Origin of the sequence: Paenibacillus sp. B1-35, from assembly GCF_050474385.1 — a bacterium.
In the GTDB taxonomy this organism is placed as follows: Bacteria; Bacillota; Bacilli; order Paenibacillales; family Paenibacillaceae; genus Paenibacillus_B; species Paenibacillus_B alvei.
In genome coordinates, this window is sequence record NZ_JBCHVJ010000003.1 from 542717 (window position 1) to 559140 (window position 16424).

Here is a 16424-nt window from a genome sequence, read left to right on the forward strand (position 1 = left end):
GCTTACATGAATTAGGAATAAGGTTCTCGCATATTTATTTTGCAGACTGTTCTTGTTCTGCTTAGCTATAGCTAGATCCCCTCGAAAGTATTGTAAATGCATCTGTGTAAGAAAGTCCAATATTTGTGGACTATAGTGCAATGTGCAGTAAGTGAACTTTTTTATAATGGAATGGAGAACGTAAGCGCTTCTTGTAACCGTTTGCGAGTAAGTAGATAAGAAATAAGTCCGAACACAACGAAGAAATGGAGTGGGCTGCTGTGAAATTAGGAGTTAGCATTTATAGTTTGTATGCTGCGCTGCAGGACAAACGTCTAAGTATATCTGGTGCGTTGGAATGGATGAAGGAAAATGGTGCCGATCACGCTGAAATCGTAGACTTGGATCTCGATTTGGTCAATCATCCGGAACGTGTGGAAGAGATTCGTACAACTGCTGAACGCATTGGGCTTGAGCTGTCCAATTACTGCATCGGCGCTAACTTTGCAGGTCATGACGAAGAAGGGCTGAAGCGTGAGATTGAGCGCGTAAAGTCGCATGTTGATGTAGCAAATCGCCTTGGTGTGAAATTCATGCGTCATGATGTCGCGTCGCGTCCACATGCGGAAACAGGCGCCGCTTATTTCGAAAAGGACTTCCCGCAGCTTGTAGAAGCATGCCGGCAAATTGCAGATTATGCGGCTCAATTCGACATCGTGACAAGCGTCGAGAATCATGGCTACTATACGCAGGCTAGTGAACGCGTGAAGCGTCTTGTGCTTGCTGTCGATCGTGACAACTACAGAACAACGATAGATGTAGGCAACTTCGTATGTGTGGATGAGAATCCGCTCGTTGCGGTGAAGAACAATCTTGAGCTGGCTTCCATGGTGCACTTTAAGGACTTCTATATCCGTCCTGCGGATCGCAATCCTGGCGAAGGCTGGTTCCGATCTTTGCACGGCAACTACTTGCGCGGAGCAATCGTAGGCCAAGGAGACTTGCCGATTTACGATATCGTGCGCGCGGTTAAGGCATCTGGCTTTGACGGATATGTCAGCATTGAGTTCGAAGGTATGGAGGATTGCCTCAGAGGTACGAAGATTGCGTTGGATAATGCGCGCCGCATCTGGGATGAAGTGTAAGCTTAGCCGAGCATCCAGTGAGGATTGAATATAGATTTTTTAATTTAGGAGGACATACAGATGAGCAAAATCAAGGTTGCGGTTATTGGAACAGGTTCGATCTCGGAAATGCATTTTAACGGCTATAAAAACAATAAGGAAGCCGAAATTATCGCCGTGTGCGATCTGAATGCGGAACGTGCGAAGGAGAAGGCTGCAAAGTTCGAAGCTCCAGACGCAATTGTATATACCGAATATCATGAGCTGCTTCAAAACCCTGATATTGATGCCGTTAGCATCTGTACATGGAACAATTCTCATGCACCGATCGCGATCGCGGCGCTGGAAGCGGGCAAGCATGTGCTCGTAGAGAAGCCGCTTTGTATGACGGTAGAGGAAGCACTCGCGGTGCAGGAAGCACAGAAGAAGAGCGGCAAAACGCTGCAAATCGGCTATGTGCGCCGTTATGGCACGAATACGCGCGTATTGAAAAAATTTATCGATGAAGGCGAGCTTGGCGAGATTTACTATGCGAAGGCGTCCTGTATTCGCCGTCTTGGCAACCCAGGCGGCTGGTTCAGCGATAAGGAGCGTTCCGGCGGCGGACCGTTGATCGATATCGGCGTTCACGTGATCGACCTGTGCTGGTACTTGATGGGCAAGCCGAAGGTGAAATCGGTAAGCGGCAATGCGTATTATAAGCTTGGCAACCGCAACCACATCGAGAACTTGACCTTCTACACGGCAGCAGATTATGACGGCGGCAAGGTGAACACGGTAGAGGATATGGCGAATGCGCTTATCCGTTTCGAGAACGGCGCATCGCTCGCGGTTGATTGTAGCTTTTCGCTTCATGTGCAGAAGGATGATATGTATGTGAAATTATTCGGCGACAAGGGTGGCGCTGAAGTAGAGCCTGAATTGAAGATCATTGGCGAAAAGCATAATACGATCTTGAATATGACGCCGCAAATTGATCACCTGACATTTGACTTCAATAATGGCTTCCAAGGCGAAGTCGATCACTTCATCGACTGCGTGCAAGGTCGTACAGAGACGATCTGCCCTGCGGAGGATGGCGTAGAAATGATGAAGATTTTGTGCGGCATTTATGAGTCCAGCACCAAAGGAACAGAAGTTGTATACTCCTAACTTAAAGTCAAAGCGATACATGAAAATGCAGCCGTTATGGTTGTGAACGTCCTCAGTTGAGGCTTTCGATGTAAGGAAGGGCATGTTTCATGCCTGAATGATAAATGTGAACGTGAACGGATTAGCAGCTTGCAGTATTACGAAAATTGAAGGAGTGAAATTCATGACGAAGATTGCGAACCCTATTGGAGTCATTACAGACAGTTTCCGCATTCCTGTGCGCGAGGCATTGGTAAAGGCGAAGGAAGTTGGCGCGGACGGCGTTCAGATTTACGCGGTAAGCGGAGAGATGGATCCGGCGAATCTGTCGCCGCAAGCGCGCAAAGAACTGCGCAGCTATATTGAATCGCTCGGCTTGCACGTATCTGCATTGTGCGGTGACTTGGGCGGACATGGCTTCCAGGACAAAGAAGCAAATCCGGTTAAGGTTGAGAAATCCAAGCGTATTTTGGACTTGGCTCTTGATCTGGGAACGAATGTGGTAACGACGCATATCGGTATTGTGCCGCATGAGCAAAATTACATTTTTGAAGCGATGCAGCAATCTTGTGAGGAACTAAGCCAATACGCGAACAGCCTTGGTGCGCATTTCGCTATTGAAACGGGCCCAGAGCCTGCGGCACATTTGAAGTCCTTCCTTGATACATTGACTGGCAAAGGGGTAGCCGTTAACTTCGACCCTGCGAATATGGTCATGGTTACAGGGGATGATCCGGTACAAGGCGTACACACGCTGAAGGATTACATCGTGCATACGCATGTAAAAGACGGTGTGAGATTGCGCGAGGTTGATCCGCGCACCGTATACGGCATGCTGGGCTTTGAGCCAATGTCGCATGAGAAAATTGCAGAGATGGCGACTAGCGGTCCGTTCGAAGAGCTGCCGCTTGGCGAAGGCAAGGTTGACTTCGACGCTTACTTCCAGGCGCTTGTTGATATCGGATACAAAGGCTATTTGACGATTGAGCGTGAAGCAGGCGCAACACCTGAAGTAGACATCCGCAAGGCAGTGGACTTTATTAAGCGTTATAGATAATGATAATAATTTTGAGATTGAGAAGAGATAGAGGTCGAAAAAAAGCGGCTTCTATCTCTTTTTTTATTTTGTCTATCATCGAACAAGCGGTTATAGGGGGGAGTCTGTAAAAATATAAAATGAAAGCGGTGCCATAAAAATAGACTGACATATTTCATGTGTGCTTTTACATATTGTAAGAAGGGTAGTTCTATATTTTGTACAGAGAATAGGAGTGGTTATGTGCACGCAATCGATAGGTTAGCTCGCATGGTAAGTGATGTGAAGGAAGATCCGTCTTGGGAGCTGCGTCTCACGCCTGAGACGAATCTGATCGACGAGGTGGGCCTCGATTCGCTTCAGCTGATTCAGCTCATGTTGAAGGTGGAGGAGCAGTTCAACGTGCAGATGGATTTCGAACGGTTCGAGTACGAGCATTTACAGTCCACTCGCGCATTTCTGGAATTTTTGGAATCCCTGGGGGCCGAGGTTCAGCAGCATGCGTAGTGTTCTGCCAGAGGAGCTGCTGCTAAGATCTTTGCCGCTCTATGATGGGCCGCGTCTTGTCATGGGCATGTTCGATGCAGAAGCTTATTGGCGTCCTTCGGAGCTGGCGAAGCTGCCATCGCTTAGAACTGCACAAGGGCACGCTGCCGTTGATTATATGGACGAGCTGCTGTTCCCATTGTGCGGGGAAGATGGCATTGCGGTGACCCGACATCAGCGGAATGCGGCGCAAGCCGCCTATTTGCGTGATGCGGGCTTTCATTTTCGTTCGGTGGCATGCGGCAAGCTTCAAGCGAACGAGCATGGGAATACGGATGTATTCCAGCTCGTATCGGATCTGTGTTCGGATTCCAGATGGAAGAAATTGATGCGAGAGCTTCCGCTAGCCGCATATGCCGTTATTCCATCTGCGGCAGAGCTTGTGCAGAAGTATAGATTAGACGGCTCAATTCCTTCGCCAGAAACCGTAATACAGGTGAATTCCAAAGTGTATTCTCTTTGTCTCGCGCAGCAATTAGGCTTGAACCCTTCTGGACAGCTTGTGGAGGACGCTGCTTCGGCCGAACGGCTTGGGGCTGAGCTGTTGAACAAACATGGCAAGCTAATACTAAAGGAACCGTACGGGGTATCCGGCAGCGGCAATATGGTCGTCGATTCGTCAATATCACTTACTCGTCTTAGCGAATATTTTCGTGCACAGGAGAGAGCAGGCAAACATGTGCAGCTGCTGGTTGAGCCATGGCTGACGAAGCAGGCTGACTTCTCTTGTCAATTGTACATTGCACCGAATGGCCAGATTGAGCTTCTTGGTGTACAGCGCATGGAAAATAGACAGCTGAATTATGGCGGTTCATATGCGGCGGATGCACGACTGTTGAACCGACTGGCGGAAGCGGGATACTTTGAACAAATGGAGAAATTGGCAGTTCGTATGTACGAAGACGGATACTTCGGCCCTGTATGCGTTGACTCTATGTTGCTGTACAACGGTGAAGTATATCCGGTTGTGGAAATTAACGCCCGTCATTCCATGGGAATGCTCAATCATTGTTTGGACGTCCATTTGGAACGTTGGGGGCAGCGCAGCTTTTTGACGTGCCTTCAGCTCGGACTTCCGGAGCGGGAGCAGCAAGCAACGATATGGCCTGAATCTGCGGCTGGAGCCATTGGTGCTTCATCTGATGCATACTCGGCTGACGTTCTATTCGAGCAATTATTGATGCAGCTGGATGAAGCAGAACTGCTGTATACGCCAGGGCGGCGAACGGGTGTGATGCCGTTGTCTGCGAACACACTCTTTGCACCCACAGCCCATAATCGCTCAGGGCGCTGGTATGTATCGCTTGCAGCGGACAGCAGCAATGCTGGCGCTGCGTTGCGCAATCAGCTCCTTCAGGCGCTTCAGGCGTTCGGATATCGCATTTATTAATAATAAATAAGCTTGAACAGTGAGCTATTGATATAAAAAGTAGGTGTTCATGGTGCAGCATACTTCCTTCATTACAATTCTGACCTCGGGAAATTCACTTGGCGCCTATGTACCTGGCATTCGACTGGTAGAGAAGCTCTGCCAGCGCGGAATTCCGGCGGAGGCAGAGGTGCTGGAGCGTCTGTTTCCTGAAGAGGTTCGCCGCAACATGATTCGCACAAAGCAGTTGTTCCACAGCAGCTTCGGAGCAGCCAAGATGGGAACCAAGCTGGCTCGCGATATTGGGCTGGTACTGGATGATAATGCAGTAAGGAAGCTTCTGCAGCGCTGGAAAGCGGAAGGAAGATCGACCTTTCTCGCCGTAACGGGATTCTGGATCCCCATTATGAAGCAATATGAACTGTTGATGCATCCAGAGCCGATACGCATTGAATTTTTACGGCTGGATGCGGTGGATACACCGTCTTACCGACCGTATTTCAATCAAGATAACCGTTTTCGGGATCATTGGCTGTTTCAATTGGAAGGGGAAGCGACGACTCTTCATGCTAGGCTGGTCATGTCGGATGAGGCTTTGATTCCTTATTTAGAGCGCGAGAGACGGATCGTCGTTCACGGCGGAGGTTGGGGGATCGGCACCTATCGAAGTACGATTGCAGCTCTGCAGCAGCACTATCCTCTTGCCTTTGTTGCGTATGACGTGGGAGAAGCACAGGAGGCATTGCCAAATGACCGAGTATATATGACCGATCCGGAATGGCATCCATGGCTGGATGAGACGCTGCCGGACGGACAGTTTCCTTACCCGCCCACTGCAGAATGGAAGCGGAACGAGCCGCTCATCTACGAACGGAGTGCAAATGGGCCGCGCCTCTATGCGATCATCCGCAGCAGTATGGCTATCGTCAGCAAGCCTGGCGGAGGAACGCTCATTGATTCCTTGTCAGCCGCGACGCCGCTTATCTATCTGGAGCCGTTTGGCGAGCATGAGCGAGCAAATGCGGAGCTGTGGGAACGGCTCGGATTTGGTATATCCTACGAGCGCTGGTCACAGGCTGGTTTCTCTTGGGAGCTGCTGCATGAGTTGCATCACAATTTAAAAAGCAATGCGCTTTCACTATCTGATTTCGGAGGGATGTATGCATGACACAACCGAAGACAAGCGCGACATTAACGCGAACAGAGTTCCGTTCCTTGAAGCAGACGCTTCATAATATGAGTACAGGAAGCCGAGGCTTGAAGCACGATCATGCCTTCGCGTTCGATTTGCCGCGGGATATTGGAGTTAAGCTGAACAATGGCTGCAACTTGCGCTGTAAGCACTGCTTCGAATGGAACCCGGACGGATATCATCATGAATTCGAGCGGCAGGAAGCGCGAAGAGAAATTGAATTCTCGTTACTTGAGAAAATATTCGAGGAAACAAGACCTTATCGTTCCCGCATGTTCTTGTGGGGAGGCGAACCGCTCATGTACTCCAAGCTGGATGAGTTATGCGAGCTGCTTGCGTCCGATCCGCGCATCGCGACGATTTGCACGAATGCGGTGCTGGTCGAACAGAAGCTGGAATCGCTGCTTAAGCTGCCGGAAGGCGTTACATTGCTGGCAAGCTTGGAAGGTTTTGAAGAGGAGAATGATGCGATTCGCGGTCGCGGCATTTTCCGCAAAGTCATGTCGGCTATTCAGCTTCTGCTGGATAAAAAGCGCACCGGTGAATTCAAAGGGGATGTCTCGATCAGTCTGACGATCAATGATGCGATGGTGAACCGGCTGTATGAGTTTATGGAGTATTTTGAAACGGTAGGGGTCAACTCCGTATATTTCGTTTTTCCATGGTATATTCCAGAGCCGGTGGCGGAGCGGATGGATACATACTTCGCCGAGCACTTCGGCTGGCTGGATGCCGCCCATGATTCCGCGAAGAAGAGCTGGCATTCATTCACCTATCATCTATCGCCAGACAATTTGGAACCGCTGCTCGCGGAAATGGAGAAGCTGCGCTCGCGCGTCTGGAATAATCGCATTCGCTTCCAGCCTGCGTTGGAGCCGGATGAGGTGCGGGATTTCATACTTGGCACGGAACGTCCCGGCATGAAGAGGAAGGAATGTCTGGCCTTGTCCACACGCATGGATGTGCTGCCAAATGGGAAGGTCAATCCATGCAAATTCTTTCCGGAATTCACGATTGCCGATTTGCGCGAATCCAGCTTGAAGGAAGTCTTTCATGGAGACAGCTACAACAGGCAGCGTGAAGTGCTATCTTGCGGCTTAACACCGGTTTGCTCGAAATGCGTGCTGCTGTACAACAACGGAGCTTAGCAGCAAGCAGCCGGGAAGGGGATATAAGCGATGAGCGCGATTAGGGTCAAACAATTAAGTAAAACATTCGCTTACTACCAGAAGCAGAGCGGATTAAAGCATTCCTTGCGCAACTTGTTCCATCGCGAGCAATTATACCGACACGCGGTCTCATCCATATCATTCGATATTGAGCAAGGGGAAGCGGTCGGATTCATTGGGCCGAATGGAGCGGGCAAGACGACGACGCTGAAGATGCTGTCCGGCATTCTGCATCCGACTGCAGGGGAAGCACGCGTTCTCGGCTATGTTCCATGGGAACGCCAGCAGGCATTTAAGCGCCGCTTCGCGATCGTGATGGGACAAAAAAGTCAGCTATGGTGGGATTTGCCGGCGAATGAATCGATCTATTTGAACAAATGCATCTACGGTGTCGATGATCGTGAATACCGGTTGACCCTGGATGAGCTTGCCGAGTTGCTGGATGTGAAGCATCTGCTTGGCGTACAGGTGCGGCGCTTGTCGCTAGGGGAGCGAATGAAGATGGAGATGATAGCAGCGCTTATTCACCGTCCGCAATTGCTTTTCTTGGATGAACCTACACTTGGGCTGGATTTTGCCGCTCAGCACAATGTTCGCCAGTTCCTAAAAGCCTATAGGGAAGAGAAAAAAGCCACCATCCTCTTAACCAGCCACTACATGCGCGATATTGAACATGTGTGCAGCCGGGCGCTTGTGATCCATAGCGGAGCAATTGCTTATGATGGTGAACTATCGCGAATGAGCGGCTCTTTCGGCCGCCGCAAGCGGATGAAGGTGCGTTTCACTTCATTTGTCCCGCCTGAGCAGTTGCATGAGCTAGTCAGCCTGCTTGCGGATGTCCGAGAGCATCAAGGGATGTCAGCAGAGCTCGAAGTCGCGTCGGAGGAAGTGAAGCCGCTGGCCAGACTGCTGCTGGATCACGATCTCGTGGAAGACTGGACGGTTGAGGAGGTTCCGGTGGAAGAGATCATTGAACGGTTGTATACAGCGAAATGTGCAGAACGAGAAGGGGAAGAAAAGGATGGGGAAACAGCCGGAACAGAAGCGCGCCACGCATCAGAAGGATAGACATGGCCTGAGCAGAGCGAATCAATCCGCCACCAACATACGCTCCTCCTGTTGGCGGATAAGCAAGTACGCTGCCGCCTTCGGTATCGGCCTGCAATCATCGCTTGAATACAGGCTTCAATTCGTTATTGGACTCGTCAGCCTCATATTTCCCATCGGTATTCAGTCCCTCATTTGGAGCGCGGTGTATCGCAATTCTGATCAGCATACGCTGTATGGGTATGAATACAGCCAAATGATTTTGTATACGATTCTCTCCGGTCTTGTCGCAAAGTTCGTCATGACACAGCTCGAGCGTACGATTGCGGAAGACATTAAGAGCGGCGGCCTGAATTCGTACCTCATTCGCCCTGTAAGCTACTTCTGGTATCGGGTGTCTGCTTATGCAGGCAGCCGTGTCATCTCGGACGGCATTTTGCTTGGTCTGGTGGCAGTTGTTCTATTTACGGCTTCGTATTATGGGCATACGCAACTTTCGCCAAGTCGGATGGTTCTATTTTCAGCTTGTCTATTGCTCGCAGCCGTCGTGCAGTTCCTTCTCTCCTACGCCATATGCGCTTTGGCGTTTCGCCTCGCAGAAATCTCTTATTTCTTTGTCATTACAGGGCTTATCGTGCAAATTCTGAGCGGCGGCATCGTACCGCTTGAGGTGTTCGGCGACACGCTCAATAGCTGGTTCAGCTTGCTTCCATTCAAATATACGATTTACTTTCCGGTCAATGTGCTAAACGGTAGATTGACGGAAGGAGAGGCGTTAACAGGTCTCCTGATTCAATGCGGGTGGATTGCCTTGCTTGCAGGCGCTGCGCACTTGGCTTGGCGTGCCGGGCTGAAGCGGTATGTTGGGCTAGGGGGGTAGAGAATGGGAACGGAATGGAAGGGGACGAAGTTGCGTTCTTGGAAGAACATGAAAGATTATGCTCGTCTGTACGGTTTGTTTGTGAAAAATTGCCTTACTGCGAGCATGGAATACCGCTTCAATTTCTGGATGGGGATTACGGTGGAAATCGCCTTTTTATGTGCTAAAGCACTCTATATCCTGATCGTGTATCAGACCGATCTTCATATTGGCAATCTGACGCCGGATCATATTCTCCTGTTCATTGGCACTTATACAATGATGACGGGATTGTACATGGGCTTATTCTATGTGAACTTCATTCGTCTTCAGCAATACGTCCGCGATGGGACACTTGATCTGCTGCTGACGAAGCCGGTATCGCTGCAATTTATTGTATCGCTGCGCTATGTCGATATTGGCCTGCCTATCCCGAATGTCGTGGCAGGAGCGGTTATGATCGGCATCGGCTGGCATCGTGCGGGCCTTCCGCTAGATGGCAATATTCTGGGATTTGCAGGTTTGTTGATATCAGCGCTTGTTGTCACATATGGCATTATGCTGCTGCCCGCGCTGCTCGCGTTCCGCTTCGTCCAGACTGGGGCAGTGACCGAAATCGCGCATTCTATTTGGGATGCGAACAATATGCCGCTGGACATTTTTCCGCGTTGGCTGCAGCGAATCGGGGTATATGTAATTCCGATATTCCTCATTAGCAACTATGCGCCGAAGTTCGTGCTCCAAGAGTTGAGCGCAGGCGATATATTATGGGCCGTTGCTGCGCCTCTCTTGCTGCTGCTTTTAACGCGATGGTGCTGGAAGCGATCTGTAGCCGGGTATAGCAGTGCCGGAAGCTAGTCGAGCGGGATATGGAACGGAAAGGGATGAGAAGGGGTGACATCGAATGGCTGAACGAGAACTGGCACCGTCGTTTATGCGGGAAAGACAGCGTTATGAGCAGGGCTTCCTGGATTGCAGGAATGTCCAAGTGTCCATTGCGCTGCAGGAATGGGGAATTCCTGTCGAGGTGTTGTATTACAATGCATGGGAGAGCACGCGCTCTATTTATGAGCATTTATATGTGCACAAGAAGCTGCCTTGGTTGTACGAATCCCCATGCCTAACTCCATCTGAGCTTGAGCTCATCGGAGTGCCGTACCGTGAGATACCATATGCAACTTATGAAGATGCCGCCGCAATTTTACAAGCACTTGATTTTACAGAGGAAGCAGCTTTCTTCTGGATCGTGTGCGGCGAATCGCCGTATGTGAAGCCAGGATTCTATGGTCATCCGCAATCTGTGCATTCTGTGTGGGTTCGCGGTCTGTCCAGCGCTGCAGCAAATACAGCCCCCTACTCCGAAGAGGGCGCATCCGTTCCGGGATATTGTGTCCGAGATACCTTTCCAGAGTTTGAAGGCTTCGTATCCGAGGCCGATTTCCGCCGTATGATAGACAGCCCTTATATAAAGGCCGAAGATCGAAAGGCGTTCCTTGTTCAGAGGCCGGATCAAGTATTGAAGGTGGATATGGAGCGGATAATAGAGCGATTTGCGGAGCGGCAAAAGATACTGGATCTGAGTGACGAAGCAGTCTTTTACGAATGGATCCTTTATTCGATAAATCAGCAGGAGCCAGTGGTATTTCCGGATTGGGTGCAGCTATTTTATTGCAATTCCCATGCATTCAGATTCCTTGCTGGCTCTCGATATGCCTATTCCTGCTTCGCTGCGGCGCTAATGTCCAACGATCATCCTTGGGTAGGACAGCTTCGGGAAATTGCCCGCAAGGCAGACATGCTGAAAAATGTCTTCTTATTAGCCGCTCAGAGCGGACGTGTGGATGGTTATGCGGTTCTTCGTATGTGCAGACAACTGCAAAAGCTTGAACAAGAGTGGCTTGCGGATGGTTATTTGGAGCTTGGCCGCACCGCACCGCTTCCAAAATAAAAAGGAACCGCCTATAGTTATGTTCATGCGCAAGCGGTTATGTAGGGGAAGTTCAAGCTTGAACGGCAGAGTACAGGACCACAAAAGAAAGGCAAGCATAAAACAAAGGGGCAGCATACGCTGCCCCTTTGTTATTTCTTTATAAAGTGGAATGACGACCAGCTTCCTTCATCACTTATGCAACAGGCTTCGGATTGGTCATGGAAAGCAACTCCTGCATGCTCGTCTTTCTCACATCTCCAAGTGTGCTCCCGATTAAGTTCGTATACCCGTCAATCGTTGCCATACGTCCATTGTAACGCTGGAAGTACTTATGCCAGACGATGTCGAGCGCTTCAGTGCCCGTCTGCTGCACCCATTGAACCATAAGTGCTCCTCCTTTGACGCGATAGAGGAGCTCGGAATATTGACCAACATGATAGGCCGGAGTCGTTACTTGCTTCTGGAACAGAACGGCAGGCCATTGTTCAGAAGGAAGAGCGAGTGCTTCACCACTCGGATCACGCCACGAGCTTGTTGCCGAAAGATTCGGGTAATTGCCGTTCCATAGTGTCATTGGCCAAGGTGCGCCTTCCTGCTCATGACGATAATAGTGGGCAGCGAACTCAGACAGTCCTTCTTCCAAAAAGCCCTCCGTCAGCGAATTATGCCCAATCGCAAGCGAAAACCATTGCTTGGCAATGGAACGAAGCACATCCTGTGACAGTACTCCTTGCTCACTTCCAACTGCGCCAAGTTGATTAAATAGAATGACCTCATTCAAGCTGTCTGTCATTTCTGGGAATGGGGCTTCAACGAACTTCCAATGCTTAGTCGGCAAAACTCCAATTTTATCAGAGTAAAAACCGATCGCATTCTGCAACGCAGCCGTATACTTCTGCATCTGCTCCTGGTTCGGCTGCGCGAAGGTGAATACAGACAACAGGCCGCCGCCAGGCAGCTCCGCTTTCGTTTCTATATAGTTAGGGCTGGCATAGAATCCGAATTGGCGTGCATTCTGCACTTTTGTATGCACAATTTTCCGTTCATTTTCCACACGCTGATCCATCATCGTTCCCGTCATCGCCACATTCCATGCGGCAGGCATGTTCAAGCTTACATCATAATCAGCGGTATAGAAAAAGTCACTCTTGTAGCGTGGATTATTTGGAACCCGGTTCCAGCCGCCGCGGATCGAATCGAACACAGCCAGCTGTGGTGTCCAGTAGGTTCCTCCCACGTAATTTTCGGTATAGGATAGCCGCTGAGCACCATATGGAATCTGTATATCATAAAGAATTCGAAGGGATATCGTATCCATGGGAGCCAAGCTCTGATTAAGATTGACGGTCATGGATTGGTTCGCATGCTTAAATTCCAAGGGTTTTCCGTCCAGAGTCGTTATCTTTTTGGTCGTAACGCCGCCAAAAAAACGATCCTCCATGTTATGGCCTTCTTGAGGCGATTTCTTGCGTATCTCTTCATTGCGCTGCTTGTATTGAATAGACATTGTTTCCGGCTTGCGGTAGCTGTCTGCGAACCAATGGAACACAAGTTCATTGAGATTCCGGTTAAATACATTGCGTATTTTGACGACAGCCTGCGATTGCAGCGTTCGTGTCTGTTCATTCCATTTCGCATGGATCTGATATTGAATCGGAGACGAGGAGGCATCCTCCTTCTTCGCCGTGCTCTCACTCTTGCTTCCCATAGCGCACCCGGCTAACAGCTGGGTGATCAGGCAGATGACTAGCAGGGTAACAGCCAGCTTCCATCGTGTGGGACGCGGTTGGATGTGTGGGGGTATGCTGCTCATGGGTGGCCCTCCTTCCGCCGATAAATAGGTGTGGTTGTTGAGCATAGTATGTTAACTCCATTGTAGTAGATTTATAGGGAATATATCTATTGATTTGACTTACGCAAGCTTACAGTTTTGTCATAATCCTAGAATATGGTACTATTAATTAAGGGGATATGCATTCTATTAATTTTTGGAAACATCAACAAACCTACTAGAGAGAGAAAGGGATGAATTCGGTGATTCTCCGAAAACCGATGTTACCTCACTCGATAACCGAATCCGATATTGTTGTATTGGATTCCCTGCGAACAAAGATGAATTTTCTACAAATCACTTCTAAAGATGCCGAATGCCTGCGTCGTTTGGCCCCATACATGGAAAAATACGCAGAAGCGATTACAGACCGCCATTACGATTTATTGTTCGAACTGCCTGAAATGAAGCAGATGATCGATCAGCACAGTACAAGAGCGCGATTGAAAGGCACGTTCGTCTCCTATTTGAAATCTATCCCTCAAGTTGCCTTTGATGAAGAATACGTACAAATGAGAGAACGGATTGGTCAGGTGCACAGCCGTATTCAATTAGAGCCGGAATGGTTTATTGCCTCTTTCCTGCGTGTCTATGAATATCTGGTTCCTATCATTGTGAGTGATTTCCGCTCCAACGATGCATCAGCGATCCTAATGGCACTCCACCGGATTGTCATGCTGGACGCCCAAATTGTTCTGGAATCCTATCAATCTGCTACGGAATACCGACTGATGGACAATAACAGCGATATTATGGAAATGTTGATTCAAACCGATGGATTGCACACGATGCTTACCGCTGCCGAGCGATCCTTGCAGGATGTGATGGACATTCAGGCAGCTACTGAGCAATTGACGGCGTCCATTGAAGAGGTAGCCGCCCAAACTGCGGATTCCGCCACGAATACAGAAAACATGATAGCGGCGCTTCAGGAAAATCGCACCATTGTCGAGGAGACAATCGAAGGCTTCGAGATGATGAATGATTTATTCTTAGATACGCGCACACGCTTTGATCAGTTGCAGCGTTCCATGCAAAAATTGACGGATGTCGTTCACTTAATCGATACGGTCGCTGGTGAAACACAGCTTCTAGCGTTAAATGCTTCCATTGAAGCGGCGCGTGCAGGAGAAGAGGGGCGTGGTTTTGCCGTGGTAGCTGGCGAAGTTCGCAAGCTGTCCGATCAGACGAAGGTAGCTGTACACGATGTCTATGAAGTCATCGAGACCATTCAAGGAATGGCAACCGCAGTGCAGGAGCGGACGGAAGATATGTCAGTGCAAATGGATATCCAGCACAATAAAAATAAAAGCGCTTTCGAGCAGTTGGAGCGAATGATGCAGACGGTCAAAGAGGTAGGCTCTACTGAGGATGCGATTGCAGCAATCGTGGAGCAGCAGGCAGATGCGACACAAGAGATTACGGCCGGTATGACTGGCATTGTGAAAAATACAGAAGAGATGATGTCCACGGCTAAATCCACGGGGCTGCACATTTATACAACAAGCCAATCCGTCGAGGCCCTGCGCAAAAAGTCGCTTGAATGGTTCCGTCATCTGGATGAAGCACAATGGATTCGCATCATGAAGACCGACCATATGCTTTGGAAGTGGTGTACGTATAATCGGCTTCTTGGCTTCGATGAGAGCGATCCGGCGGTTATGGAGAATTTCCATCAATGCCGACTTGGCAAATGGATTGAAAAAGAGCAGAGCCGCAAGGATTCGACGGTGGCTAATCTTCCAGAGTTTAAGGAAATGGTGGCGCTGCATGAGAAGCTGCATCGATTGGCAGGCGAGGTTGCACGCCAGATAGATATCGGACATCGAGATACGGCGATAACTGCGTATCGAGAAATGAGTGATATTTCTCAGGAATTGCTGACGCAGCTGGATGTGCTGCGATCACAGCTAGAGCGCCGTCCGTTGAAGAAGCACGCTTAACGGAAAAGGTTAGGAAAGAAGAAGTTTTCTATCTAAAATATATGAATGTATGATCATATATTAAAATAAAGGGAAGGGAGCACCCAACGTGGTATCTTGGTATCTCCCTTCCCTTTATTTATGTTTTTGGACAGCTCTCTTGTATAGGTGGAACACGAGACTAAGAGCGCGGCGCCCACAGCATAATCGCAACTCCGATCAGGCAGAAGACGGCTCCTGCCATATCGTAAACGTCTGGCGCCTTCTTATCGACCCACCAGCCCCATAAAATCGCAAGAATAATAAACACGCCTCCGTATGCAGCATATACGCGTCCGAATGAGGGAAAGGATTGATACGTAGGGATAACGCCGTAGGCAACTAAAATCAGGCCGCCCACAATTCCATACCAGAGCGGACGTGCTTCGCGCAGCCACAGCCATACGAGGTAGCCGCCGCCGATTTCGGCGAGTCCGGCGATAATAAATAAGAGGATCGCGATGAACATAGCTTGTCTCCTTTTGCATGCATGGACAGCAACAACCCCGGCCACTGCAGAGGTGTCCGGGGCGATTGCTTCATAGAAGCAGCTTATCGACCTCTATGCTTTTCTTTCCGCTTTTGAATGCGAATGCTCCGTTTTTTCTCCTGCAATGCTTCGCGTTCTTCCCGAGAGCGGCATGTGCGCTCCTTCTTCCTGCTCTCGTAATCAAGACGCAGTGCTTCCTGGGATTGCGTTGATATGCCACGCTGCTTCATTTCCATTGCGGCACGTCTTGCCAGCCGCTTCGGATTGATGCGACGCAGCTGCTCTTGGGCGCCTACAGCAGTTTGCGTGACCCGCTCCATTAGCGGCATCATGAATACTTCCACAAATTCAAGCACTTCTGCATCCTTTGGCTCTGCTCCGAATACATGGCGGCAAGCCTTCAGACGCCCGTGGACAGTGTCCTCTACGATGCCGATCCAGAATGGGCCTTCAAAAAATACGGTCAACTTCACACTCGATTCCCCCTTTGTAATAAAGAGTGATGGACATCCCAAGGGGGGGAAGGTTACTGATCCCGACTGTCAATCGGAACGTTCGGACTACCAACCGAAGCTGTGTTTTTTCACTCCTTTCGAGTATATCGCAAATAGACGAAGTTCCCAAGATAAATATGCCGTTATCTCAGTACAAATGAGGCTGTAGGCAGCTATTAGAAATGTAGGGGATGGCGTTATATATCAGCGGTTTTACGCTGTAGAAGCGAGGGGAAGAGATGAGGGTCATGTCACATCCGAATCTG

15 protein-coding genes are annotated in these 16424 nt (G+C 49.6%); 12 read left to right on the forward strand and 3 right to left on the reverse strand.

Annotated features, from left to right (window positions below):
- The first annotated feature begins 260 nt into the window (after nucleotides 1–260).
- The 11 genes from ACQ5BJ_RS14230 to ACQ5BJ_RS14280 all read left to right on the forward strand — a co-directional run bounded on the left by ACQ5BJ_RS14230 (nucleotide 261) and on the right by ACQ5BJ_RS14280 (nucleotide 11400).
- Nucleotides 261–1124: a sugar phosphate isomerase/epimerase family protein gene (locus tag ACQ5BJ_RS14230; protein WP_005548893.1), complete on the forward strand. Its 864-nt coding sequence runs from the start codon at nucleotides 261–263 to the stop codon at nucleotides 1122–1124.
- 60 nt (nucleotides 1125–1184) lie between these two features.
- Nucleotides 1185–2255 (forward strand): Gfo/Idh/MocA family protein, encoded by a 1071-nt coding sequence (locus tag ACQ5BJ_RS14235; protein WP_268599755.1) that lies wholly within the window; start codon nucleotides 1185–1187, stop codon nucleotides 2253–2255.
- Nucleotides 2256–2418: 163 nt separating this feature from the next.
- Nucleotides 2419–3291, forward strand: a complete 873-nt coding sequence (locus tag ACQ5BJ_RS14240) for a sugar phosphate isomerase/epimerase family protein (RefSeq protein ID WP_005548891.1) — start codon at nucleotides 2419–2421, stop codon at nucleotides 3289–3291.
- 222 nt (nucleotides 3292–3513) lie between these two features.
- Nucleotides 3514–3777, forward strand: coding sequence for an acyl carrier protein (locus ACQ5BJ_RS14245; RefSeq protein ID WP_005548890.1), 264 nt, complete (start codon nucleotides 3514–3516; stop codon nucleotides 3775–3777).
- On the forward strand, nucleotides 3770–5206 hold the full coding sequence (locus ACQ5BJ_RS14250; RefSeq protein WP_430110427.1) for a hypothetical protein: 1437 nt from the start codon (nucleotides 3770–3772) through the stop codon (nucleotides 5204–5206). Before ACQ5BJ_RS14245 ends, ACQ5BJ_RS14250 begins: the two co-directional genes overlap by 8 nt.
- A 49-nt stretch (nucleotides 5207–5255) precedes the next feature.
- On the forward strand, nucleotides 5256–6353 hold the full coding sequence (locus ACQ5BJ_RS14255) for a hypothetical protein (RefSeq protein WP_430110424.1): 1098 nt from the start codon (nucleotides 5256–5258) through the stop codon (nucleotides 6351–6353).
- Nucleotides 6350–7525 carry a radical SAM protein gene (locus ACQ5BJ_RS14260; RefSeq protein WP_171419526.1) on the forward strand — a complete coding sequence of 392 codons (1176 nt, stop codon included), beginning with the start codon at nucleotides 6350–6352 and terminating at the stop codon, nucleotides 7523–7525. The genes ACQ5BJ_RS14255 and ACQ5BJ_RS14260 overlap by 4 nt, the downstream gene beginning before the upstream one ends.
- A gap of 30 nt (nucleotides 7526–7555) precedes the next feature.
- Nucleotides 7556–8614 (forward strand): ABC transporter ATP-binding protein, encoded by a 1059-nt coding sequence (locus tag ACQ5BJ_RS14265; RefSeq protein ID WP_163979791.1) that lies wholly within the window; start codon nucleotides 7556–7558, stop codon nucleotides 8612–8614.
- Complete coding sequence (locus tag ACQ5BJ_RS14270) at nucleotides 8568–9473, forward strand: ABC transporter permease (RefSeq protein ID WP_430110420.1); 906 nt, start codon at nucleotides 8568–8570, stop codon at nucleotides 9471–9473. Before ACQ5BJ_RS14265 ends, ACQ5BJ_RS14270 begins: the two co-directional genes overlap by 47 nt.
- A gap of 3 nt (nucleotides 9474–9476) precedes the next feature.
- Entirely contained in the window at nucleotides 9477–10310 is an 834-nt protein-coding gene (locus tag ACQ5BJ_RS14275; protein ID WP_430110417.1) for an ABC transporter permease, read from the forward strand.
- A 46-nt stretch (nucleotides 10311–10356) separates the two neighbouring features.
- Entirely contained in the window at nucleotides 10357–11400 is a 1044-nt protein-coding gene (locus ACQ5BJ_RS14280) for a hypothetical protein (RefSeq protein ID WP_430110414.1), read from the forward strand.
- Nucleotides 11401–11575: 175 nt separating this feature from the next.
- On the opposite strand, the gene ACQ5BJ_RS14285 is transcribed toward ACQ5BJ_RS14280, so the two are convergent.
- Nucleotides 11576–13195, reverse strand: coding sequence for a hypothetical protein (locus ACQ5BJ_RS14285; protein WP_430110412.1), 1620 nt, complete (start codon nucleotides 13193–13195; stop codon nucleotides 11576–11578).
- Nucleotides 13196–13407: 212 nt separating this feature from the next.
- Here ACQ5BJ_RS14285 and ACQ5BJ_RS14290 point away from each other — a divergent pair, with 212 nt between their 5' ends.
- Nucleotides 13408–15156, forward strand: a complete 1749-nt coding sequence (locus ACQ5BJ_RS14290) for a protoglobin domain-containing protein (protein ID WP_289356275.1) — start codon at nucleotides 13408–13410, stop codon at nucleotides 15154–15156.
- A 160-nt stretch (nucleotides 15157–15316) separates the two neighbouring features.
- Here the strand turns inward: ACQ5BJ_RS14290 and ACQ5BJ_RS14295 are convergent, their stop codons facing one another.
- Both ACQ5BJ_RS14295 and ACQ5BJ_RS14300 read right to left on the reverse strand, forming a co-directional pair.
- Nucleotides 15317–15643, reverse strand: a complete 327-nt coding sequence (locus ACQ5BJ_RS14295; RefSeq protein WP_430110410.1) for a YnfA family protein — start codon at nucleotides 15641–15643, stop codon at nucleotides 15317–15319.
- A gap of 83 nt (nucleotides 15644–15726) precedes the next feature.
- Nucleotides 15727–16137, reverse strand: coding sequence for a YjdF family protein (locus ACQ5BJ_RS14300; protein ID WP_005548878.1), 411 nt, complete (start codon nucleotides 16135–16137; stop codon nucleotides 15727–15729).
- Nucleotides 16138–16424: the final 287 nt, after the last annotated feature.

Excerpts from the sequence above, each read along its gene's own strand:
- ACQ5BJ_RS14235 (WP_268599755.1), top strand. The coding sequence starts at position 1,185 with ATGAGCAAAATCAAGGTTGCGGTTATTGGAACAGGTTCGATCTCGGAA.
- ACQ5BJ_RS14240 (WP_005548891.1), top strand. The coding sequence starts at position 2,419 with ATGACGAAGATTGCGAACCCTATTGGAGTCATTACAGACAGTTTCCGC.
- ACQ5BJ_RS14250 (WP_430110427.1), top strand. The coding sequence starts at position 3,770 with ATGCGTAGTGTTCTGCCAGAGGAGCTGCTGCTAAGATCTTTGCCGCTC.
- ACQ5BJ_RS14255 (WP_430110424.1), top strand. The coding sequence starts at position 5,256 with ATGGTGCAGCATACTTCCTTCATTACAATTCTGACCTCGGGAAATTCA.
- ACQ5BJ_RS14260 (WP_171419526.1), top strand. The coding sequence starts at position 6,350 with ATGACACAACCGAAGACAAGCGCGACATTAACGCGAACAGAGTTCCGT.
- ACQ5BJ_RS14265 (WP_163979791.1), top strand. The coding sequence starts at position 7,556 with ATGAGCGCGATTAGGGTCAAACAATTAAGTAAAACATTCGCTTACTAC.
- ACQ5BJ_RS14270 (WP_430110420.1), top strand. The coding sequence starts at position 8,568 with ATGGGGAAACAGCCGGAACAGAAGCGCGCCACGCATCAGAAGGATAGA.
- ACQ5BJ_RS14275 (WP_430110417.1), top strand. The coding sequence starts at position 9,477 with ATGGGAACGGAATGGAAGGGGACGAAGTTGCGTTCTTGGAAGAACATG.
- ACQ5BJ_RS14280 (WP_430110414.1), top strand. The coding sequence starts at position 10,357 with ATGGCTGAACGAGAACTGGCACCGTCGTTTATGCGGGAAAGACAGCGT.
- ACQ5BJ_RS14285 (WP_430110412.1), bottom strand. The coding sequence starts at position 13,195 with ATGAGCAGCATACCCCCACACATCCAACCGCGTCCCACACGATGGAAG.
- ACQ5BJ_RS14290 (WP_289356275.1), top strand. The coding sequence starts at position 13,408 with ATGAATTCGGTGATTCTCCGAAAACCGATGTTACCTCACTCGATAACC.
- ACQ5BJ_RS14295 (WP_430110410.1), bottom strand. The coding sequence starts at position 15,643 with ATGTTCATCGCGATCCTCTTATTTATTATCGCCGGACTCGCCGAAATC.